This is a genomic window from Flavobacterium sp. (assembly GCF_043760115.1).
GTDB lineage: Bacteria > Bacteroidota > Bacteroidia > Flavobacteriales > Flavobacteriaceae > Flavobacterium.
Genome location: NZ_JAYUPK010000036.1, coordinates 13,876 through 34,223, shown reverse-complemented (window position 1 = coordinate 34,223; position 20,348 = coordinate 13,876). Strand labels below are relative to the sequence as shown.

The 20,348-nt window shown below is 28.1% G+C and carries 23 protein-coding genes and 1 pseudogene; 5 read left to right on the top strand and 19 right to left on the bottom strand.

From position 1 onward, the window contains the following. The first annotated feature begins 34 nt into the window (after positions 1 to 34). A complete protein-coding gene (gene can, locus ACH2BC_RS03205) occupies positions 35 to 670 on the top strand; it encodes a carbonate dehydratase (RefSeq protein ID WP_395052544.1) in 636 nt (211 codons plus the stop codon). Here can and ACH2BC_RS03200 read toward each other — a convergent pair. The 7 genes and pseudogenes from ACH2BC_RS03200 to ACH2BC_RS03170 all read right to left on the bottom strand — a co-directional run bounded on the left by ACH2BC_RS03200 (position 667) and on the right by ACH2BC_RS03170 (position 5,673). Further along, a complete protein-coding gene (locus tag ACH2BC_RS03200) occupies positions 667 to 1,860 on the bottom strand; it encodes an LETM1-related biofilm-associated protein (RefSeq protein ID WP_395052543.1) in 1,194 nt (397 codons plus the stop codon). The two genes, can and ACH2BC_RS03200, sit on opposite strands and share 4 nt — an antisense overlap. Positions 1,861 to 1,918: 58 nt before the next feature. Continuing rightward, entirely contained in the window at positions 1,919 to 2,485 is a 567-nt protein-coding gene (locus ACH2BC_RS03195; protein ID WP_395052542.1) for a YdeI family protein, read from the bottom strand. Positions 2,486 to 2,491: 6 nt separating this feature from the next. Then, complete coding sequence (locus ACH2BC_RS03190; protein ID WP_395052541.1) at positions 2,492 to 3,016, bottom strand: superoxide dismutase family protein; 525 nt, start codon at positions 3,014 to 3,016, stop codon at positions 2,492 to 2,494. Positions 3,017 to 3,093: 77 nt separating this feature from the next. Next, a complete protein-coding gene (locus ACH2BC_RS03185; RefSeq protein ID WP_395052540.1) occupies positions 3,094 to 3,333 on the bottom strand; it encodes a hypothetical protein in 240 nt (79 codons plus the stop codon). A 205-nt stretch (positions 3,334 to 3,538) separates the two neighbouring features. Continuing rightward, positions 3,539 to 4,597: pseudogene (locus ACH2BC_RS03180) on the bottom strand (nucleoid-associated protein). A 55-nt stretch (positions 4,598 to 4,652) separates the two neighbouring features. Continuing rightward, a complete protein-coding gene (locus ACH2BC_RS03175; protein WP_395052539.1) occupies positions 4,653 to 5,012 on the bottom strand; it encodes a four helix bundle protein in 360 nt (119 codons plus the stop codon). A 118-nt stretch (positions 5,013 to 5,130) separates the two neighbouring features. Continuing rightward, positions 5,131 to 5,673: a hypothetical protein gene (locus tag ACH2BC_RS03170; RefSeq protein WP_395052538.1), complete on the bottom strand. Its 543-nt coding sequence runs from the start codon at positions 5,671 to 5,673 to the stop codon at positions 5,131 to 5,133. Between the two features lie 620 nt (positions 5,674 to 6,293). Between ACH2BC_RS03170 and ACH2BC_RS03165 the strand changes: the two genes are divergently transcribed. Together ACH2BC_RS03165 and ACH2BC_RS03160 are read left to right on the top strand one after the other, a co-directional pair. Then, positions 6,294 to 7,709 (top strand): hypothetical protein, encoded by a 1,416-nt coding sequence (locus ACH2BC_RS03165; protein ID WP_395052537.1) that lies wholly within the window; start codon positions 6,294 to 6,296, stop codon positions 7,707 to 7,709. Positions 7,710 to 7,721: 12 nt separating this feature from the next. Further along, positions 7,722 to 8,321 (top strand): DUF6705 family protein, encoded by a 600-nt coding sequence (locus ACH2BC_RS03160; protein WP_395052536.1) that lies wholly within the window; start codon positions 7,722 to 7,724, stop codon positions 8,319 to 8,321. An 88-nt stretch (positions 8,322 to 8,409) separates the two neighbouring features. Here the strand turns inward: ACH2BC_RS03160 and ACH2BC_RS03155 are convergent, their stop codons facing one another. From ACH2BC_RS03155 to rsfS, 9 genes are all read right to left on the bottom strand, one after another. Next, the gene (locus tag ACH2BC_RS03155; RefSeq protein ID WP_395052535.1) at positions 8,410 to 9,372 is read right to left on the bottom strand and encodes a lipid A deacylase LpxR family protein; all 963 of its coding nucleotides are present in this window, start codon (positions 9,370 to 9,372) and stop codon (positions 8,410 to 8,412) included. Positions 9,373 to 9,417: 45 nt separating this feature from the next. Next, complete coding sequence (locus ACH2BC_RS03150) at positions 9,418 to 10,020, bottom strand: T9SS type A sorting domain-containing protein (protein ID WP_395052534.1); 603 nt, start codon at positions 10,018 to 10,020, stop codon at positions 9,418 to 9,420. Between the two features lie 12 nt (positions 10,021 to 10,032). Then, on the bottom strand, positions 10,033 to 10,806 hold the full coding sequence (locus ACH2BC_RS03145) for a superoxide dismutase (protein WP_395052533.1): 774 nt from the start codon (positions 10,804 to 10,806) through the stop codon (positions 10,033 to 10,035). A gap of 25 nt (positions 10,807 to 10,831) precedes the next feature. Further along, a complete protein-coding gene (locus tag ACH2BC_RS03140) occupies positions 10,832 to 11,104 on the bottom strand; it encodes an acyl-CoA-binding protein (protein ID WP_395052532.1) in 273 nt (90 codons plus the stop codon). Next, positions 11,105 to 11,755 (bottom strand): phosphatidylserine decarboxylase family protein, encoded by a 651-nt coding sequence (locus ACH2BC_RS03135; protein WP_395052531.1) that lies wholly within the window; start codon positions 11,753 to 11,755, stop codon positions 11,105 to 11,107. Further along, positions 11,733 to 12,635: a phosphatidate cytidylyltransferase gene (locus ACH2BC_RS03130; RefSeq protein ID WP_395052530.1), complete on the bottom strand. Its 903-nt coding sequence runs from the start codon at positions 12,633 to 12,635 to the stop codon at positions 11,733 to 11,735. Before ACH2BC_RS03130 ends, ACH2BC_RS03135 begins: the two co-directional genes overlap by 23 nt. A gap of 2 nt (positions 12,636 to 12,637) precedes the next feature. Further along, positions 12,638 to 13,237: an LUD domain-containing protein gene (locus ACH2BC_RS03125; protein WP_395052529.1), complete on the bottom strand. Its 600-nt coding sequence runs from the start codon at positions 13,235 to 13,237 to the stop codon at positions 12,638 to 12,640. Positions 13,238 to 13,349: 112 nt separating this feature from the next. Further along, positions 13,350 to 15,278 (bottom strand): ATP-dependent zinc metalloprotease FtsH, encoded by a 1,929-nt coding sequence (ftsH, locus tag ACH2BC_RS03120; protein WP_395052528.1) that lies wholly within the window; start codon positions 15,276 to 15,278, stop codon positions 13,350 to 13,352. A gap of 18 nt (positions 15,279 to 15,296) precedes the next feature. Next, complete coding sequence (gene rsfS / locus ACH2BC_RS03115; protein ID WP_395052527.1) at positions 15,297 to 15,668, bottom strand: ribosome silencing factor; 372 nt, start codon at positions 15,666 to 15,668, stop codon at positions 15,297 to 15,299. Between the two features lie 96 nt (positions 15,669 to 15,764). On the opposite strand from rsfS, the gene ACH2BC_RS03110 reads away from it, so the two are divergent. Further along, positions 15,765 to 16,496, top strand: coding sequence for a biotin--[acetyl-CoA-carboxylase] ligase (locus ACH2BC_RS03110; protein WP_395052526.1), 732 nt, complete (start codon positions 15,765 to 15,767; stop codon positions 16,494 to 16,496). A gap of 155 nt (positions 16,497 to 16,651) precedes the next feature. Here the strand turns inward: ACH2BC_RS03110 and ACH2BC_RS03105 are convergent, their stop codons facing one another. Next, entirely contained in the window at positions 16,652 to 17,044 is a 393-nt protein-coding gene (locus ACH2BC_RS03105; RefSeq protein WP_395052525.1) for an SRPBCC family protein, read from the bottom strand. 91 nt (positions 17,045 to 17,135) lie between these two features. Further along, positions 17,136 to 17,777, bottom strand: a complete 642-nt coding sequence (pyrE, locus tag ACH2BC_RS03100; protein WP_395052524.1) for an orotate phosphoribosyltransferase — start codon at positions 17,775 to 17,777, stop codon at positions 17,136 to 17,138. Between the two features lie 7 nt (positions 17,778 to 17,784). Between pyrE and ACH2BC_RS03095 the strand changes: the two genes are divergently transcribed. Further along, positions 17,785 to 18,387: an NUDIX hydrolase gene (locus tag ACH2BC_RS03095; RefSeq protein WP_395052523.1), complete on the top strand. Its 603-nt coding sequence runs from the start codon at positions 17,785 to 17,787 to the stop codon at positions 18,385 to 18,387. Here the strand turns inward: ACH2BC_RS03095 and ACH2BC_RS03090 are convergent, their stop codons facing one another. Beyond that, on the bottom strand, positions 18,388 to 20,115 hold the full coding sequence (locus ACH2BC_RS03090; RefSeq protein ID WP_395052522.1) for a M14 family zinc carboxypeptidase: 1,728 nt from the start codon (positions 20,113 to 20,115) through the stop codon (positions 18,388 to 18,390). It abuts the gene before it with no gap. Positions 20,116 to 20,348: the final 233 nt, after the last annotated feature.

Below are 20,348 nucleotides of genomic sequence, written 5' to 3'. Positions count from 1 at the left end.
TTTGTAATTAAACAATTCCTTAATAAATAATACTATGAGTGATTTTTATAAGAAAATAATTGACAACAATAAAACTTGGGTAGAAAGTCAAGTGGCTATTGATAAAGATTATTTTAAAGATTTGGCTAAAGGTCAAAGTCCTACGTTATTGTGGATTGGATGTTCAGACAGTCGTGTTCCTGCAAATGAAATTATTGGTGCAAAACCTGGCGAAGTTTTTGTTCACAGAAACATTGCAAATATGGTTGTTCATAGCGATATGAATATGCTTAGTGTTTTAGATTATGCAGTTAATGTTTTAAAAGTAAAACACGTTTTGGTTTGTGGTCATTATGGTTGTGGTGGAGTTAAAGCCGCAATGGGAAATGATTCTATAGGAATTATTGACAATTGGATTCGTCATATAAAAGATGTGTATCGTTTGCATAATATTTATCTAGATTCAATTTTAGATGACGATGAACGTTTTAATAAATTTGTAGAATTAAACGTAAAAGAACAAGTTTTTGATTTGTCTAAAACCTCTATTGTACAAGCAGCTTGGCGAAACGGTCAAGAATTAACTTTGCACGGTTGGGCTTATGGTTTAAACTCAGGTTATGTAACCGATTTAGAGGTAAACATTAGTTCTAACAAAGATTTAGATGAAGTATATCAATTAAAATTTTAATCTTCTTCAAGATTTTCATTAAATGCAGAAGGTAATAATTGCGGAATAAATTTTATCAATATTGGCAATAATAATGCGCCACCAGGAAGTAAAAAAATAGTTAATGATGGAATGCTTTTGCAAACATCTAATACTTGTTTTTTTACTTTCTTTTTTTCTTCTTTACTCAAATCTTTGTTGGTAGATTTTGCCAAAAGAGCTACTAATTCTTTACTTTCAGATAATTCTTTTATCAACCTTTTTTTGTTTCTTTTTATTAAAACTTCAACACCATTGGTAGTTTGGTCATAAAAATGTTTTACAGGATTAGAATAATTAAAATATTGAATATCTTTTTTATTTTCACCAATAAATGTATTTGTATTTGAAATACTTTCTTCAACGAAATGGGATGATAAATTTAGTTTTTCACCCAGTTTATGCAGAAAATAAATTTCATCATTTTCTACAATACCATCATTCCAAAGTGCCATTCCTGCCAAATCTAAAAGATAAAATCGTTCTAAATCATTAGTAAAAAAATCGAAAGATAAATTTTCTAAAGAAACAGATTTATTTAAATCAGAAAATTTGGTATATCTAACAGAAGCTTCGAAAAGTTTTATAAGCAAATCGTCGTTGAGAGTCTTTTTAGTTTTTAATTGTAATGCTAACGAAATTATTGTTAGAATTATTTCTTCTGTTTTTTGTAGATATTTTTCAGAAATTTCGCCTTTTTCTAGATACATTTTAAAAGCTAAAATGTCTAAAAAAAGCAAAGCATTTGTTACAATATGCGAAAAGTTTTTACTGATACTGTCTTTGTTGGTTTGAACTCTTTGATTAATTAAATTTTCTAATTTTTGAGAATTAGTATTTGAAAGTATATTTTTAAATAATGAAAATCCTTTGGGATGCATTTCATTATAAAAAACTACAGCTTTTTCTATAAATAAAGTAGAATTGGAGTCTTTAGTTTCAATGCAATGGGTTAAAAATAAAGAATTTAATAACGCAACTTTAGATATTTCATCACTTTTCCAATTAGTAATATCAATAGTTTTAGAAGCATTTAAAGTAATAATATGTCCAAATATAAAACCACTTTCACGAATTTTTTTATAAAATGACAAGGTACTTTCTGAAGAAAAAGAAGCTATATTTTCAGAAAAATATTTGTCAATCCAGCCGTTTGCCGATGGGTTTATCATACTAAAATTTTGTATTGCAAAGCTATGATTTTTTTTAACACAATTGCTTACTAAATTGTTATCTAGATTTTATATTTTGCTCACAAAGAAAAATAATTTGTGCTATTCTAATTTGTCTAGTTTCTTCTCTTTTAGCTTGATTTAACCAATACAAGTAGTTTTTTCTGTACGATGGACTAAAGTTTTTATAATTAGAAAAAGCAATTTCATTTTGGCTGAAAGCAATTTCTAAGTCATTAGGAATTATTAAATTTTCAACATCATCTAGCGATTCCCATGATCCGTTTTGTTTGGCAATTTCAATTTTACTCAAACCACTTTCGTGCATTAAATTTTCTTGAATAAGTTTTTCGATGTATGATTTATTCAATTTACTCCAAACACTTTTAGTATTTCTAGGTGTAAAAAGTTGTCTTCTTCGTTCATCATCCAATTTTTTTACTGTAGAATCTATCCATCCATAACATATTGCAACTTGAACAGCTTCTTCCCAACGCATACTTTCATATTCGCTGTTTACTTTATAAAAAATTAAATAAACTCCATTCGAAGAAATATGGTTATTGTGCAACCAATTGCGCCATTCTTGAGAATTTTTAAAGTAATGATGTTCTTTTTCTTCCAATTAAAACTATTTTATTATTGCAGAACAAGCAACTCTTCCACCAGCATTTCCTGTTGGTTGGGTTGTAAAATCGTCTGGATTTTCGTGAATAATTAATCCTTTATTTAAAATATCTTTAGTAACATCAGTTCCGCCAATTGCCCATTTATCAGTTTTAAAATAAACTGTTCCGTTACCATAAGTGTCTGTTGTAAAATTACCAATATCACCAGAATGATGTTCGGCTTCACCCCATTTTCCGTGTTTTTTAAAAGTTGGATTCCAATGTCCGCCAGCAGAAGATGCATCAGCAGCAGAACAATCTGCTTTTTCGTGAATGTGAATGGCATGAACTCCAGGTTTTAGTCCAGAAATTTTTGCCTCAAGAATAACAAAGCCATTTTTTTCAGTAAAAGTTGCAGTTCCTTTTACTTCGCTACCGCTTTTTGGTTCAAGAGAGATTGTAACTACATTAGTAACAGAAGTAGCATTAGATTTACAAGCTAGTATTACAAGAGTTGCAACAATAAAAATTAAAAGAAACTTTTTCATAGTATTTGATTTTATTCAAATTTAATGATTAAAAAATAGGTTTCTTTAAAATTTATCTTAAGATTTTAAATATTTTTTTAAACTAAATGATGCCTTTTATTATAAAAGTTAAATAGCGTTTCATTTACATCTCTTAAATGTGGCGTTAAAAATGTTTTTTCACCTTTAGCATTATTAGTCAATTCTAAATGACATGTTGTACATTCAAATTCTCTAAAGTTTGGTGTTACATTTCTTTTAATTACTAAATTATGTCCAAAAAAAGAGCACAATAATTTTTTTGAAAGTAGGTTTTCTTTAATTTCTAGCGCATTCATAATCAATAAGTTGTTGGTTGGGATTTTAAAAGTATATTATTACAGACAAACCAACAAATATATTCGATGAAATACTTAAATTCTCTATTTTTTTAAATAAAAAGCTACAAATAAACAGCATAAAACATTAATTTATTATCAATAAAACAAAAAAATCGTCAATTAAATGAATAATTGACGATTTAATTTTATACTAGTTATTTTATTATGATTTATTTTCTTTGTTAAAATAAACCAAGTAATAATACATTTGTTTTTCTTCGTCCCAACCTTATTCTACATACTTTTCTGCACTTTCTGGATTTATAAAATCTAGTTTTATTTGAATATTGGTATCAAGATTAATTACGTTTTTTATACTTTTTCTAGCATCAGTTACGGCAGCATTTGCAATAGGAAAACTCGTAACGTCTTCTATACTAAACTTTTCGCCTTTGTCTACTTTATAGTTTTTAAACTCTGGAATTAAATCTGGGTTGTCTAAAACTTCGTTTAAAAAAGCGGTTTCTTCAAAGTTGTCATTTTTTGCAAAATGATTCACAGCTCTGTTCATAAACATTACTTCTTCCTTTTTATCTTCGGCAGGAAAAACTACATCTTTGGCAAAACTTTGACAGAATTTCAAGTATTTCTTGGTCATAAAGTTCTCATCTTGAAACGCATCTACACTTAAAAAATGTTCTAACCAATAACGAGCATCGTATCTGTTGCTATCTACAGTTAAAATTTTGTAACCTTCTTCTTTTTTGTAATTAAAAATTAAACAACCTTTATCTAGTTTATTTAAATTAATTCCTTCTTGAAGAATCATTTCTAGGTTGCTATTTTTTTCTTCAAATTGTAAAAAATCAGTTCGCAATTCACTTTTAAAAATACCTATTGCATCAACAATGTTATTATCTATTGATACATTGGTTAAATGTGCCACATAAACTTCTCCATTTTTTATGTGAGGATGATTGGATTGTTCAAATAAATGTTCTGTAATTTTTTTAGAAATCTCGTGAATTTTTGACGGATTTTCAAAAACTTGCGTCGCAAAATTGAACATTTCATTGTATTCTAAATCAACTTCGTGAGCAAATTGATAATAGTTTTCTTCTTTGTCTCTAAAAGGTTTAAAAAAATATTCTTTCAGTAATGGAACAATTTCATCGTTTAAAGAATAGTTAGTTTCAGACAAAAAGATTTCTTCGTTTCGGCTTTTATTTCCAATTCTATGAATGGATAAATTTTCTATGTGCGTGTTAAATAGGTTTATCATTTTTTTTTAGTTTCTTAGATGCCAAGATTCTTAGACTTTAATAGTTTATTTTATATTACTTATTTTCTTTAATTTTATTTGTAAATGAAACAATCATACGTTCTAATTCTCTAGTGTCTTCGAATATTTTGTTAAATTGTATATCATCTAAATACTCTATATTTTTAGAAATTTCAATTTGAGTTTGTAATTCAAAAAGTGAACTAATAGCAATGTTTAAAAATTTTAAATAATCTTTTATTCCATCTCTTCCGCTTCCTTCTGCTATATTACTTGGAATTGATATTGCACTTTTTCTTATTTGAGATGTTAAACCAAATAATTCTTCTTTTGGAAATATTCTTGTTGTTGTATAAATTAATGTTACTAAATCCATAGATTTTTGCCAAATGATAAGTTTTCTGTAATTAGTCATGATTTTTTTGATTTAAATTAATCATAAATATAGTAAAAAATTAATTCTTAAAATCTAGACAATTTGGTAACTTAAAAAACTTAGAAACCTTATATCTTAGTAACTTAGAATCTTTCTTCTAATTCCAATTCTCTTCAAAACCGTAATCTTCAAAACTATCATCGCCAAAAGAATCTAAATCGTCGTCGTCTAAATCGTCTTCATATTCATTATAACTTTCCTCTTCTTCAAAATCGGCTTGAAAGTGTTTTTCCATAGCTTCTGCTGGCATTTCGCCATGAGAAAACAACAAACTTGGATAAATTACACCAATTTCTTGTGCTTCTTCAACAGCGGCAAGTTCTACTAGAAACGTCCACATATTTATAAAATCATATACATATATAATTTTGGTATTTTCTCCATCAAGAATATCAATAAGTTGATAATCGCTCATTATTTTATTTTCACCAGGAATATCTCCGGCGTCAAACATTGGAATTTCATCTTCTTGATTCCAAGTATCATCACAAGTATAAAACGAGGCAACTTCTAAACCATCAAAGCCAAAAGCATTGACAATTGCATTGTGTAAATCTTCTAAAGTATCGTCTTGAAGTATAGCAATATCTCTAAAAATATCTTCTTCAGCATCTAGAATCACTCTAAATTTATAAACCATAATTGTAATTTTATTTTGAAAGTTCAAAGGTAAAATTAAAATTTAGAATATAGATTTATCATTTCATATTGTTGATAAGATTTTAATGAGTTTTTTTTGGAATGGATATTAGAATTAGATAATAAATGTTTTGAATATTTTAAATTTTTATTTTTTGTGATTCCTTAATTTTAATACGTTTTTAAGTACTTCGAAAAATATCATAATATGTTTTTTTAATACAAAACTAAATTCTATCAAAAAAAATATTATATTTGAAAATCAATCTAAAAAAAATGGCATTATAAAATAAATTTTAATAAAGTATAAATAGCGTTTCGCTTTAAAATTTTCTGTATCTGAAATCGACAAAATTTAAGTAACCACAGGAAAAGTAAGGAGTAGAAACGTCTGCGATATGCGCAGGCGTTTTCTTTGCTTTGTGGTAAAGGTTTTTGTCGAACCTCAGATACTAGCATTTGAAAATTAGCTTGCGTTGTTTTTTTAAATAATCGCAGTAGTATGAAAATTGATCAAAGGAAAATTATAAGAAAACGAGTTCCTCCGTAAATATTACTTCTCGTTCCAACCTTTTAAAAAAAAAGGTTCTCTCATAATCACAACCTTAAACCAATTTAAAAATGAAGAATCGAATAAAACAAATTACAAAATTTATTGCTGTTTATGCACTTCTTATGCTAGGCAGTTGTGCAGAGGAATTGTATAAAGACGAACCTCTCAACCAATCCAAGATTAAAGTTAGTTACGTAAATGAAATAGCTTTAGAAAACAATAATCTTTTAATGGAAAAAATAAATAATAGTGCTTTATTTAAAAAAAATGCAATGAATAGAATAATAACAGATACACTAACTGGATATTCTATTGATACTGATAAAGTAAAATATATCGTTGGAGAAAATTTCAATTCCTATACTTTTGAAATAGTAACACCTCAACAAACTTATTTAGATAATTTGGTTTTAATATCAAAAAATGGTGGAGAGTACAAGCCATATGCTATGAGATATACATTAACAGAAGAAGAAAAACTAAAACTTTATACAGATGAATACATTGATTTTACAAATAAATGTAAAGCCGCTGAAATTGATAATGGTGAAACTTTAGAAGAAATATTGTCTAAATATTCTTATAATGAGGATTGCAACATGGTTTATACTTGGCAAGAGACTATTACCATTACACCATGTACAATAGATGGCTGTCTTAATAGTCCTTGGGCATCATTTAGTTATGGACATGTACTTATCGGAACTCTAGTATGTTCAGATGGCGGTAGTTCTGGAGGAGATATGGGTTCTGGTGATATAGGGACATCACCACATGGTGGTGGTGGAGATTTACCACCAAATCCTTGTTTATCTTTAAAAAAACATTTGTCGACCACAACAGGTGTAAAACTTAAAGCACCATCAATGGTGCCAGCTTTGAAGTTAACACTCAACCAAACAGGCGAGAATGGAAGGTCTTTAGTAAAAAACAATAATATTTATACAACACCAACATTAGCTCCAACTCCAGGATTAGCTATTATTGCATCATATGGAGCGAAAATTTTTGGTAGTGTGCACACACATCCCTATCCTAGTGGTGCACCCATGTTTTCATGGACAGATGTATATTCGCTAGTATTATTTAATAATAATGTAGAAGCAAGCTTAATTCCTGAGGTCGTAATTTTTTTAGTTTGTAAAGATGCTAATGGAGCAGATCAATTGTATGCATTAAAGATTGATGACGAAGCTGTTTTTGCAGATGCATTAACTGCTGATATTCAAGCAAACATTTCACCATCAGAATTAGAAGGTATACCTGAAGAGCAAAAAACAGAAAAAATGCTAGGGTTAATGGATAAAGAATTGACACTAGATTATCAACGAAGTCCTGATAAAGAGTTAGGTTTTCTTAAGAAATTTTCAAATTTTGGAATATCATTGTATAAAGCAAATAGTACAATGACAAATTGGTCTAAATTAACACTTCAAAACCCTGCTTCTACAAACCCTACAGTATTACCAATACCGTGTAAATAAAAAATAAAAATTATGAAAAATATTATATACATATTATTTGCTTTAATTAGCTATTCTAGTACATCTCAAATAATAAATATTAGAGATAGAGGTACTGTGGATGTTGCACCCGGACAACATTATAAAGATTTGGATAATCTACTAAATCCATTTGAAGGTGAATGGATTTTTAATGATGGTACACACTATTTAAAAATTATTTTGGCAAAAAGAATAAATCATTACAATGGTATTTATACCAACGATTACATTTATGGTGGTTATGAATATAAAGTTAATAATCAATCGTTAGTTAATACTTTAGTTGATGCAAGTTCAATTTATAATTCTAGACTTAAATATAGTATTTTTGGCAATGGTATATTAGAAAATAGTGACCAACCTGTTTGTAATAATTGCAACGTTAATGATGTTAGGTTGTTTATTAGTTTATTTGATCCTACAACTAATTTGAGTGGCACTTTAATAATTCAAAAAATAATTGTGAATGGTCAAGAATCAATAAAATTAAATTTATCAGGTAGCGGTTCTAGATATTATTTAGAAGGTACTACTTCACCTCCAGATGATACAATACTTCCTTCTGGAGAGTATATTTTAATTAAACAGTAAGCTTTATTAAAGCGGTTTTCATTGTTGTGAAAACCGTTTTTAAGTTGTTAATTACACAAATAAATTCAATTTGTTTAAATTCTCAATTTTAAAACTTAAACCCAATTTTAATTCCACCATATTTTGCAGCAGTTCCAGTTTCAAATTCTTTTGTAAGCTTTACTCTTGAATATTCTAAAAACAAACTTTTGGTTTGAAGTACCAATCCATAATTAAGTTGTGCTGTAAATCGTTCTATAGAATTAGAAGAAATTATATAAGGACTTTTGGTGTTAAATAATCCACCTTGAAGCGTTGCATCATAACCAACAGCAATAAAAACTGGCTGAGAATATAAATAAACTTGAAACTTATTTTTACTTTTAACTGATGTAAATGCATTATTTATAATTCCTAAAGTTGCATTTAAACCTACAGAAGCATTTGTAAATAAAGTTCCCAATTTTACATTACTATTTGCTTGAAGCGAAAATAAATTACGATAACGAACAAGTTGTTTTTCGTAATTTATTTCATAATTTAAAACAACATCATTCTTAATTTGATGTCGCCAACCTTGCGGAATAATATTTCCTGTAGCTTTATGAATACCAACTTGCATTTCTTTTCCAAAAGCGCCAGGACCAATTAATCCAACATTTATAGCTGATGAAATTCTAGATTTATTTAGTGTATCTGTAACAATGGCAAAACTTTTTAGCATTATTGCAGCAGCAAAAGGTCTGTCGCCAACTTGAATTTGATTACTTTTTATGTTAAAAGGTGTAAAACCAATATGTTCTATTGAAAGTCCATACTTGGTTTCTGAGTTTTTAGGTTTTAGAAATAAATAATTTACAGGATTTTTTTTAAAAAATGGTGAAACTAATTCAAAGTTATAACCTTGTGTATAATTTTGATCAGACGAACCAAAATAGTCATTGTCATAATTAAACCTGAAATAATTTACATCTTTTATATCTCTAAACGAAACCGTATTGTCTATTTTTTGTGCAAATAAACAAGTTTGAAATAGAAACAAAATTATAAGTAATGTGTTTTGTTTTTTCATTCTTTTAATTACGAAGAATGAAACAAGAAAGTTTTGAGATGTTGGTTAATTTTTAATCAACTTCTGATTATAAATTTTTCCGCTTTCATTTTTTATTTGAATTAAATAATTTCCAATAGACAATGTTTCAACAGAAATTTTATCGTTAAATTTCGATTTTCCTTTTGCAACAACTCTACCTGTTAAATCAACTATTTTATAATCAAATGATGAAGTATCATTTAAATTTTCTACAATTACAAAATCTGACGATGGATTAGGATAAATAATTACATTTTTTAGATAATTTTCATCTACATTTAATACTTGGCTTAACGTCATTGTTCCGTCTAAACATCCTGTATTTACCCAACCAGTAAATGGTGGTAAAAGTCCATCTGGTACAGAAAAATTACTAAATCCATCATCTGTAATATCTCCATCTAAATATAAAACCCACTTAACTCCATCAAATCCTAATTCTATTAATGTTGTTGTACCATCAAATATAAATGTTTTTTCATAATTATTTTTACCGTTTACAAGTCCATTAAAAGTGTAATTTTCGCTTACATCACTACATTCTCCTGTAATTGTTACATAAATTGGATCTTGAGCGTAAATAATTGATGTAAATGCTAATAATAATAGTAAAGTAATTTTTTTCATGATTTTTAAATTTTAATTTTTAATTGCTTCTTCATACTTCTCACCAACTTTTTTCCAGTTTATAACATTAAAAAAGTTGTCTATATATTTTTTTCTTTTGTATTGATATGATAAATAATAAGCGTGTTCCCAAACATCTAATGCTAAAATTGGAGTTCCAGAAACAACTGCTTTTGGCATTAATGGATTGTCTTGATTTGGTGTGCTTGTAACTACTAATTTACCAGTTTTATCTACAACCAACCAAGCCCAACCAGATCCAAATTGTTTTGTAGCAGCAACTTTAAATTGAGTTTTAAAATTTTCAAACGATCCAAAGTCTTTATTTATTGCACCAGCCAATGTGTCTTTGGCAACTCCACCAGCTTTTGGAGCCATAATTTCCCAAAATAAAGTATGATTATAATATCCGCCAAGATTATTTCTTAAATCAGAATTACTCATATCCAATTTTTTAAAAATATCATTAATTGGTAAATCTTCTAAATCTGTTCCTGCAAGAGCTTTATTCAAGTTATTGGTATACGTTAAATAATGTTTAGAATAATGAGTTTCCATTGTAAACGCATCAATATTTGGCGCAAGCGCATCATAGGTATAAGGAAGCTTTAACATTTTAAAAGCTCCTTTTTCTGCTGTTACATCTTCTGGCGAACCTAAAGTTAATTTTTGTTCATTAATAGGTAAAGGAACATCAACTTTTACTTCGGTATATTTCTTTTTTCCACAAGATTCTAAAGAAATTATAACCACAAAACTTAAAATAAGTACTTGTATTTTTTTCATAATAATAGTGTGAATTTATTTAATGCTATTTTTTATTGGCTAATTCTAATATCGATTCAATATACATTTCCTTGGCTTCATTAATAGATAGATGACTTATTTGCATCCAAGCATTGGTTTTAAAAGCACTTCTAATATCATAATTTGGAGAAACTCTGGTATCAATTATGCCTTGTGTTGCTTGTTTGTAAAAAGCATAAAGACGTAATTGCACATCTTGTGGCAACTCTGCTTGAGTCATTTTATTGGCAATATCTATTGCTTCTTCAAATCGTGTATCTAAATCTTTTTCTTGCATTTATAAACTAGCAACTATCGTTTTTGCTCCAGTTGCAACATCTTTTAGATTTACATTTATTTTTGTTCCTAAAGGAAAATAAAGATCTACTCTTGAACCAAATTTTATAAATCCGGCATCGTCACCTTGAACAACTTCTGTTCCTTCTTCGGCATAGTTTATAATTCTTTTAGCTAATGCACCAGCAATTTGACGGTACATAATTTCTCCAAAAACTTTATTTTCTAAAACTATTGTAGTTCTTTCATTTTCAGTACTAGCTTTTGCATGCCAAGCAACAAGATATTTTCCTGGATGGTATTTGCTATATTTTACAATTCCACTTATTGGATAGCGAGTTACGTGAACATTTATTGGCGACATAAAAATAGAAACTTGTAATCGTTTGTCTTTAAAATATTCTGGTTCAAATACTTCTTCAATTACTACAACTTTTCCATCAACTGGAGCCAAAACGTAATTATCACTTATAGCAGCAATTCTAATTGGATTTCTAAAAAATTGTAAAACTATTATTAAAAAAGCAACAGCAGTTATTTGAATAGTCATTTCTAACCATTTAATTGGAATAAAATAACGTGATAATAACAATACTGCAAGCATTGAAACAATTGAAATAAAAATAATTTTAGAACCTTCTTTGTGAAACATAATATAAAATTTGATATAATAAAAATATAAATGGTGCTGCAAATATAACACTATCTAGTCTATCTAGAATGCCACCATGACCAGGCATTATTTTTCCGCTGTCTTTTACGCCTGCAATTCGCTTAAATTTAGATTCAATTAAATCGCCAATTGTTCCCATAATTCCAACAATTACAGCTATTAAAATCCAAATTAATATTGATCTTTCGCTAAATTTTGGATTTGGACGAATATAAAATTTAGAGATTAAAAATCCAGCTATAATTGCAAATACAATTCCGCCAACAAATCCTTCAATAGTTTTTTTAGGCGAAATTCGTTCTAGTAATTTATGTTTACCTATAGATTTTCCAACAATATAGGCAAAGGTATCGTTTGTCCAAATTAAAATAAAAAGTCCAATTACTATTTTAGGATTGTAATCAGTTTCACCGAAAGATATTTTTGTAATGAATATAAATGGTAAAATTATGTAACCTAAGATATATAAATATTTAGATGAAACACTTATTTTTTGAATTTTATCAAAAAATAAAAACACGATACATTTTATAGAAACAACAATATTTATTACTAATAAAATTAAATTAAGTTGATTGATATTAACAGCAATATCAATTTTTTTATTTAAGTATTGATTTAAAAAATTTTCGGTTTCTACTCTGTAAAAACTCACAGATGTAACACTTATGTAGATTGTTGATGCTAATAAAATTGGAAATATTTTATTAATTTCAACTAAATTACAAAATTCATAAACTGTAATAATTAAAAATATTCCAAATAAAAGGAAGAAACTTTCAGTAGAAAATAGGATAGAGGCAAGCAATAAAACAATATAAATGACTCCAGAAATTCCTCGCTTTAAAGTTTCATTCATTGTTACAAATCTTCAAGTAGCAGTAAATATAGATTTTTTGCAGAACTTCCATAAGTTAAGAAATCTTCATCTTGAACTTTTTCAAAATATTTTATGGTAGTAATATTTGTTGGATAATCTTTATCGTATTTTTTCTTAATTACACGTAATCCATCACTTTTAGATTCAAGAATTTGACTAGTTGTAGCAAGAATTACAATGTTATCTGGCAATTCATTAGGTTTTAATTGCTTTATTTGATTAGAAGAAAATAATACCGAACCTTCATCTGCAATTAAATTTTCGCAACCTGCTAATAAAAATTTTGGTTGTTTAGTATTTAAATAAATTACTTTATTTTCGTCAAGTAAATTAAACAATTTGGCTTCGTTACACAATGCTTCACTTTCAAACCAATCGTTTTCTTCTAGTATATTTTCAAATTGTTCTTTTACTTCATCAAGATTTTCACAATAAATAAACTTGCCTCCATTTTTTTTAAAATTAAAGGTAAACAATTCATCTACAGGAAGATTAGAATGGTGGTTAGTGTTATATTCGCTTTGGTTTTCCTCTTGCGAAGGAACGCTGCTAGAACCAAATATTTTTTTAAAAAGACTCATAGTTTCAATAAAATTTTTAATTTACTTCTTGAAAACATCCAAAGATAAAAAAATCTTAATTCAAAAATTGATTTTGAATTAAGATTTTAAGTTTTTATGTGAAAATTATTTATTAAGCTTTAATTTCAAGTAAATCTTCGATGTCTTTTTGATAAGGTCTTTTACCAAAAATGTTCTCTAAATCATCTTTAAAAATCACTTCTTTTTCAATTAGAATATCAGCTAGCATCATCAATTTATCTTTATTATCATTCAAAATTTGAATGGCTCTTTGGTATTGTCCTTCAATTAAAATTGAAATTTCTTTATCAATAGTAATAGCTGTATCCTCAGAATATGGTTTGTTAAAATTATATTCACCTTGTCCAGACGAATCGTAATAAGTTACATTACCTAATTTTTCGTTTAATCCATAAATGGTAACCATTGCACGAGCTTGTTTTGTAACTTTTTCCAAATCTGATAATGCACCAGTAGAAATAGTATCAAAAACTACTTTTTCTGCAGCTCTTCCACCCATTGTTGCACACATTTCATCAAGCATTTGATCTGGACGAACTATTAATCTTTCTTCTGGTAAATACCAAGCTGCGCCAAGACTTTGTCCTCTTGGTACAATGGTAACTTTTATAAGTGGTGCTGCGTGTTCTAGCATCCAACTTACAGTTGCGTGTCCTGCTTCGTGAACTGCAATTGCTCTTTTTTCTTGTGGTGTTACAATTTTATTTTTCTTTTCTAAACCACCAACAATTCTGTCTACTGCATCAAGAAAATCTTGTTTATCTACTGCAGTTTTATTATTTCTTGCTGCAATTAATGCTGCTTCGTTACAAACGTTGGCAATATCTGCACCAGAAAATCCTGGTGTTTGTTTAGCAAGAAAATCGGTATCCAAACCTTCAACTTTTTTCAAAGGTGTTAAATGCACTTCAAATATTTCTTTTCTTTCACGAATGTCTGGTAAATCAACATAAATTTGTCTGTCAAAACGACCAGCACGCATTAATGCTTTATCTAAAACATCTGCTCTATTGGTTGCTGCTATAACAATTACGTGAGTATTTGTACCAAAACCATCCATTTCAGTAAGTAATTGATTTAGAGTGTTTTCACGCTCATCATTTCCTCCAGACATACTGTTTTTTCCTCTTGCTCTTCCAACTGCATCAATTTCATCAATAAAAATTATAGCAGGCGATTTGTCTTTGGCTTGTTTAAATAAATCTCTAACTCTAGAAGCACCAACTCCAACAAACATTTCAACAAAATCTGAACCAGATAATGAGAAAAAAGGAACTTTAGCTTCACCAGCAACGGCTTTTGCTAATAGTGTTTTTCCTGTTCCTGGAGGTCCAACTAATAAGGCACCTTTTGGAATTTTAGCACCAAGAGCTGTATATTTTTCTGGATTTTTTAAGAATTCTACAATTTCTTGTACTTCTTCTTTTGCACCTTCAAGTCCTGCAACATCTTTAAATGTAATTTTAACATCGGCTTTTTCGTCAAATAATTTTGCTCTAGATTTTCCAATATTAAAAATTTGTCCACCTGGACCACCACCAGCGCCACCAGACATTCTTCTCATTATGTAGATCCAAATTCCAATTAAAACTATAAAAGGTAAAAATCCAACAAGAATTTCTGTCCAATCACTTTTTTGTTTAAAATCATATTCTTTAATTTTATTATCTTGAACTGCTTTTATTAATTTATTTTCAAAATTTTGAGCATCAGCAATTTCAGAGGTGTAATGTGGTCCTTTATTTGGATTTCCAAAAACATCTTTTGCAATTTTTTTATTTGCTTTGTCTTTCATCGCTGCAGTAGTTAAAAAAACTTCTGCCTGCGATTTATTAAAAACGTTTATTTTATCAACTTGACCAGCATTTATTAATCCATCTAGTTTAGAGGATGATATTATTTTAGGATCTTGAGAACTAGTTCCACTGGAAATATTCAATACAATTAACATTGCAATAATAATTCCCGAAATCCACCAAGGACTAAATTTTATTCCGTTTGGTTTTTTATTTTCTGCCATTTTTTTTAGTAAATATTTTTAGTAATTGTTAGCAATTGATGTAATTTTGGCATCACCCCAAAGTCCTTCTATGTTGTAGTATTCGCGAATTTCTTTTTGAAAAACGTGAACAACTATACTTACGTAGTCCATTAAAACCCATTCGGCATTGTCTGTACCTTCAATGTGCCAAGGTTTATCTTTAATTTCTTTAGAAACTAATTTTTGAACCGAACCTACAATAGCGTTAACTTGTGTGTTTGAATTTCCGTTACAAATGACGAAGTAGTCACAAACGGCTGAATCTATTGCTCTTAAATCAAGAATTTCTATGTCATTTCCTTTAACTTCTTCTATTCCTTTTATTATATTTGCTAATAAAACATCTGTACTAACTGTATTTTTTGTCATTTAATTTTTTTGTATGTAATTTGCAAAGGTATCAAATTTTGTGATTATTTTTGATGCTTAACATAAGTTTAAACACTGTTTCACAAAAATACTTTTATGAATATTATCAAACTCGATGCCATAGATTCAACAAATGATTATTTGAAAGAATTATCTAGAGCTAAAATTGTAGATAATTTCACTATTGTTACAACAGAAAATCAAACTAAAGGCAAAGGTCAAATGGGTTCTGTATGGAAATCTGAAATTGGTAAGAATCTAACTATGAGTATTTTGATTAAAGATGTGTTGTTAAATGTAAATCAAATTTTCGATTTAAATATTGCTATATCACTTTCTGTTATTGAAGTTTTACAAGAGTATTCTATTCCAAAATTAACTATAAAATGGCCAAACGACATAATGTCAGAAAATAAAAAAATTGGTGGAATTTTAATAGAAAACAGTTTTAAAACTGACAACAAAATAGAATCTGTAGTTGGAATTGGGTTGAATGTGAATCAAAACCATTTTTTAGATTTACCAAAAGCTTCTTCTTTAACATTAATTTCTAGTTTAGAATATGATTTAGTAGAATTAATTTCAAAAATATTTTTACAAATTAAATTTAATTGCAAAAATTTAATTGCTAATAAAATAGATTTACTTTGGGAGAAGTACCATCAAAATTTGTTTAAAAAAGGAGTTCCAATGCCATTTGAAGCAGAAAATGAAACTAAGTTTATGGGAATTATGCTAGGTGTAACCAAAGAAGGAAAATTGGAAATTTTATTGGAAGATGATAGTTTGAAAACTTTTGGGATTAAGGAAATTGCGATATTGTATTGACTTATTTTACACAAAGGAATTTTAACCTCAAAGTTTGTCATTCTGTAGGAATCTCAAGTATCATTTATTTGTATAAAAAATTCCTACGGAATAACATCAGAAGTTAAAAATTGGATTTCTAAAATAAATTTGTCTCTTTTTTCTATATTTTTCTACTAAAGTTTACCCATATTCTCTGCCAAAGTCTCAATAAATTTAGATATTGGTCCTTTTATCATCATAGCCATCATTGCATTAAACTCTCCTTCAAAATGCAATTGTACTTCGCAAGAATTTGCTGCTAAAGTTTCAATAGTTGCAATAAGCGAAAATGGTAATTTATCACTTGCAGCATTTAAAATTATTTTAGAATTAGGAATTCCTTCTTTCAATCGTAATTTAATTTCTGGCATTCCTTTTAATCCAAAGTTAAAAATATCTTCGCCAAGAACTTCAAATTTTGAAATAGTTTCAGGCATTAATTTTTCGTAGTTTTTAACATTCGACAAGGCATTAAAAATATATTCTGATGATTTTTCTACGGTTACTTTTGGACTTTCTAAATTCATTATAAATTGTTTGTTGTTTTTAGTTTGTTGTTTGTTGTTTAAAATTGTCTTAGTCGTTAACCTTAAACTAAAAACTATAAACAATTTTATTTTATTTATTCCAAGTTGCTGGACTTTTTCTCCATTCTTGAAGTGTAATTTGTTCTTTTTCAGTTATGTATTGTTTTTCTACGGCCAATTCTAAAAGATGTTCGTAATTACTTAACGTGTGTAATTCTACATTTGCATTTTTAAAATTTTCTGTAGCAACATCAAATCCGTAAGAGAAAATTGCTAACATTCCTTTAACATTTGCTCCAGCTTCTTTTAAAGCTTCAACAGCAAGTAAACTACTATTTCCTGTAGAAATTAAATCTTCAATAACTACAATATTTTGTCCTTTTTGTAAAAAACCTTCCACTTGATTTTGTCTTCCGTGCTTTTTTGGCTCTGGTCTAACATACACAAATGGAAGCCCAAGCTCTTCTGCAACAAGTATGCCAATCCCAATTGCACCAGTTGCTACGCCAGCAATTACATCTGGTTTTCCATAAATTTGTTCAATTTGTTTAGAAAACTCATCTCGAATGTAATTTCTTATCGCTGGAAATGAAAGTGTTAAACGATTATCGCAATAAATTGGAGAATTCCAACCTGATGCCCACAAAAAAGGTGTTGATGGATTCAATTTAATTGCATTTATTTGCAAAAGTAATTCGGCAGTTTTTTCGGCTGTATCTTTATTAAAAATCATACTACAAATGTATAAAGTTTTTGTGAACGACAAACCACTTTTTTTGACAAATGAAATCGCTAAAGAAACCGATTTTCAATTGTTTTTACTTGAAAGTATTGATATTGAACAGCTTATCATTAAAATGTTTAATAATAAAATTTCTAAGGCATATTTGTATTATCCAGATGAGAAGGAAATTCTTAAAAAACTGAAAGAACAAATTCCGGTTAGAAAAGCTGGTGGCGGATTGGTTTACAATAAAAAAGGCGAAGTTTTATTTATTTTAAGAAACGGAAAATGGGATTTGCCAAAAGGTGGAATTGAAAAAGAAGAAGAAATAGAACATACAGCTTTGCGCGAAGTTGAAGAGGAAACAGGAGTAAATAAATTGCAGATTACCAAAAAGTTACAAAAAACATATCACATTTTTAAACGCAACGGAAAATACCGATTAAAGATTACACATTGGTACGAAATGACAACTACTTTTGAAGGAATTCCTGTTCCTCAAGAAAATGAAGGCATTGAAAAAGTAGCTTGGCTTAATCCAGAACAAATTAAAGAAGCACTTAAAAATTCTTATGAAAATATTAAGTTATTGTTTGAAGAGGAAATTTTCCAAAGATAATTAATTCAAAACTCGATAAATAGGATATTGCAAGTGAGCTTTTTCATAATAAATTGAATTTTTATGAACCCATTCTAGTTGTGCTTCTGGGTTTTCTGCAAATGCTTTATTGTCTTTTTTCTTTTGTTCTAATTGTTCTCTTAATTTCGGATTTTTGTTCAAATAATCATTCGCCAAATCTTCGAAAACATATTCAGAATATCCTTCTTTTTGTTGCAATATTGTATCAAAAAAATTCCAATTAAAATAACTGTCAACTGCATCTGGTTCTAATGTTTCTAATAAAAATTTAACTCCTTTTTGCGCTGTAGAAACTATATAATCTCCTTTTATAAATAACATTTTTACAATAGATTTAGTTATAGTTGTAGCATTATGAGGATAATGTCCTTCATAGGCATTTTTAGACGTTTTATAATCGACAATTTTATAACTTTCTACTTCAATAATTGTATCATTTTTTATTTTTGAAAAAGCAATTTTATTCAATTTTAATAAATCAATTACTGGCCAAAATCCTTGCGGAATTACATAAGCATTTGGAATAATTATTTCCTTTGCGGATTTATAATCTGCTAAAAACGGAATCTCTTTTTTATAAGGTTTTGTTCTGTCATAAAACAATCGTTTTCCTGTAGTTACATCGCTTTTTTTATAACTTCCTTCATAGCCCAAAAACGGAATTTTAGTAACTTTAGTTGTGTCAATTGCCCATTTTAAAGTGTATGTGTCATTGGGTTTAAATTGGTTTTCGTTTTCAATTCGTTTTTCTTTTATGGTTTTATAATTTTCATTGGTATAATTCATCGTGGCAACCATAAATTCATAAGTTACTTTAACTCGTTCAGCATATTTTTTTAGCATATGTGTTTCAACAACAAACCCAATAGAATTAAACAACGAAGTGTAACCTGTTGCATATCTTGGACTATCAAAAAATTGTTCAAAACCATTTTCTGGTGTACCTTTCCAAATATTAACATAAGGCGTAGTTTCAATCTTTTTTTGTTGCAATTCTTTTAAAATTGAAGGAGATAATTTATCTCTCATAAAATTGCCCAATGTTGTTCCTAATTTTTTAGGTTCAGTCATTATATAAGTCAATGTATATTGATAATCTGCGCCATTACTAACATGATTGTCTATAAAAATATCTGGATTAAAAGTGTGATAAATTTCAACAAAACTTTTGGTATTTTTAGTATCACTTTTTATAAAATCTCTATTCAAATCGAAATTTCTTGCGTTTCCTCTAAAACCATATTCTTCTGGTCCGTTTTGATTTACTCTAGTCGTTGAATTTCTGTTTAAAAAACCACCAATATTATAAACTGGAATGGCAACTAAAATTACATTATCAGGATTTTTTAATTTATCAGTAGCTAAATCTCTGTAAAACTGCATTGTAGCATCAATTCCGTCTGGTTCGCCAGCATGAATTCCGTTATTTATTAAAATCACAGCTTTTTTAGATGAAGCATCAAAATTGAATTTTTTATCTTTATCAAATAACACTACTTGCAGTTTTTCACCACTATCAGTCAATCCCATTTCAATAACTTTTATGGTTTCAAAATCAGCATCTAAGTTTTGATAATAATTTATACATTGTTGATATGTAGTTGTTTGATTTCCGTTTCCTTTTTCAAATGGTGTTTGAAGTGTAACCGTTATTTGTGAAAACATAGAAGTCGAAATCAGTAAAAAAAGAAATTTTAAAAATCGCATAATGGTATTTTTATTTGATTTTCAAATGTAATTAAAATTTTCAACTTCAAAAATCAATCTCAATTTCAAAAATCAATCTCAACTTCAAATGTCAATCTCAACTTCAAAAATCAATTTCAACTTCAAAAATCAATATCAACTTCAAAAATCAATATCAACTTCAAAAATCAAATTTGTTCAATAATTAATTTCAAAAATTATATTACAAAACCTTAAACTCGAAACCTTAAACT

What these genes read in the sequence shown, in the direction of transcription:
- ACH2BC_RS03095 (WP_395052523.1), top strand. Translation starts at nt 17,785, where the DNA reads ATGTATAAAGTTTTTGTGAACGACAAACCACTTTTTTTGACAAATGAA.
- ACH2BC_RS03090 (WP_395052522.1), bottom strand. Translation starts at nt 20,115, where the DNA reads ATGCGATTTTTAAAATTTCTTTTTTTACTGATTTCGACTTCTATGTTT.
- ACH2BC_RS03105 (WP_395052525.1), bottom strand. Translation starts at nt 17,044, where the DNA reads ATGAATTTAGAAAGTCCAAAAGTAACCGTAGAAAAATCATCAGAATAT.
- ACH2BC_RS03170 (WP_395052538.1), bottom strand. Translation starts at nt 5,673, where the DNA reads ATGGTTTATAAATTTAGAGTGATTCTAGATGCTGAAGAAGATATTTTT.
- ACH2BC_RS03190 (WP_395052541.1), bottom strand. Translation starts at nt 3,016, where the DNA reads ATGAAAAAGTTTCTTTTAATTTTTATTGTTGCAACTCTTGTAATACTA.
- ftsH (WP_395052528.1), bottom strand. Translation starts at nt 15,278, where the DNA reads ATGGCAGAAAATAAAAAACCAAACGGAATAAAATTTAGTCCTTGGTGG.
- ACH2BC_RS03165 (WP_395052537.1), top strand. Translation starts at nt 6,294, where the DNA reads ATGAAGAATCGAATAAAACAAATTACAAAATTTATTGCTGTTTATGCA.
- ACH2BC_RS03140 (WP_395052532.1), bottom strand. Translation starts at nt 11,104, where the DNA reads ATGCAAGAAAAAGATTTAGATACACGATTTGAAGAAGCAATAGATATT.
- can (WP_395052544.1), top strand. Translation starts at nt 35, where the DNA reads ATGAGTGATTTTTATAAGAAAATAATTGACAACAATAAAACTTGGGTA.
- ACH2BC_RS03135 (WP_395052531.1), bottom strand. Translation starts at nt 11,755, where the DNA reads ATGTTTCACAAAGAAGGTTCTAAAATTATTTTTATTTCAATTGTTTCA.
- pyrE (WP_395052524.1), bottom strand. Translation starts at nt 17,777, where the DNA reads ATGATTTTTAATAAAGATACAGCCGAAAAAACTGCCGAATTACTTTTG.
- ACH2BC_RS03110 (WP_395052526.1), top strand. Translation starts at nt 15,765, where the DNA reads ATGAATATTATCAAACTCGATGCCATAGATTCAACAAATGATTATTTG.
- ACH2BC_RS03125 (WP_395052529.1), bottom strand. Translation starts at nt 13,237, where the DNA reads ATGAGTCTTTTTAAAAAAATATTTGGTTCTAGCAGCGTTCCTTCGCAA.
- ACH2BC_RS03130 (WP_395052530.1), bottom strand. Translation starts at nt 12,635, where the DNA reads ATGAATGAAACTTTAAAGCGAGGAATTTCTGGAGTCATTTATATTGTT.
- ACH2BC_RS03185 (WP_395052540.1), bottom strand. Translation starts at nt 3,333, where the DNA reads ATGAATGCGCTAGAAATTAAAGAAAACCTACTTTCAAAAAAATTATTG.
- ACH2BC_RS03200 (WP_395052543.1), bottom strand. Translation starts at nt 1,860, where the DNA reads ATGATAAACCCATCGGCAAACGGCTGGATTGACAAATATTTTTCTGAA.
- ACH2BC_RS03145 (WP_395052533.1), bottom strand. Translation starts at nt 10,806, where the DNA reads ATGAAAAAAATACAAGTACTTATTTTAAGTTTTGTGGTTATAATTTCT.
- ACH2BC_RS03160 (WP_395052536.1), top strand. Translation starts at nt 7,722, where the DNA reads ATGAAAAATATTATATACATATTATTTGCTTTAATTAGCTATTCTAGT.
- rsfS (WP_395052527.1), bottom strand. Translation starts at nt 15,668, where the DNA reads ATGACAAAAAATACAGTTAGTACAGATGTTTTATTAGCAAATATAATA.
- ACH2BC_RS03150 (WP_395052534.1), bottom strand. Translation starts at nt 10,020, where the DNA reads ATGAAAAAAATTACTTTACTATTATTATTAGCATTTACATCAATTATT.
- ACH2BC_RS03155 (WP_395052535.1), bottom strand. Translation starts at nt 9,372, where the DNA reads ATGAAAAAACAAAACACATTACTTATAATTTTGTTTCTATTTCAAACT.
- ACH2BC_RS03175 (WP_395052539.1), bottom strand. Translation starts at nt 5,012, where the DNA reads ATGACTAATTACAGAAAACTTATCATTTGGCAAAAATCTATGGATTTA.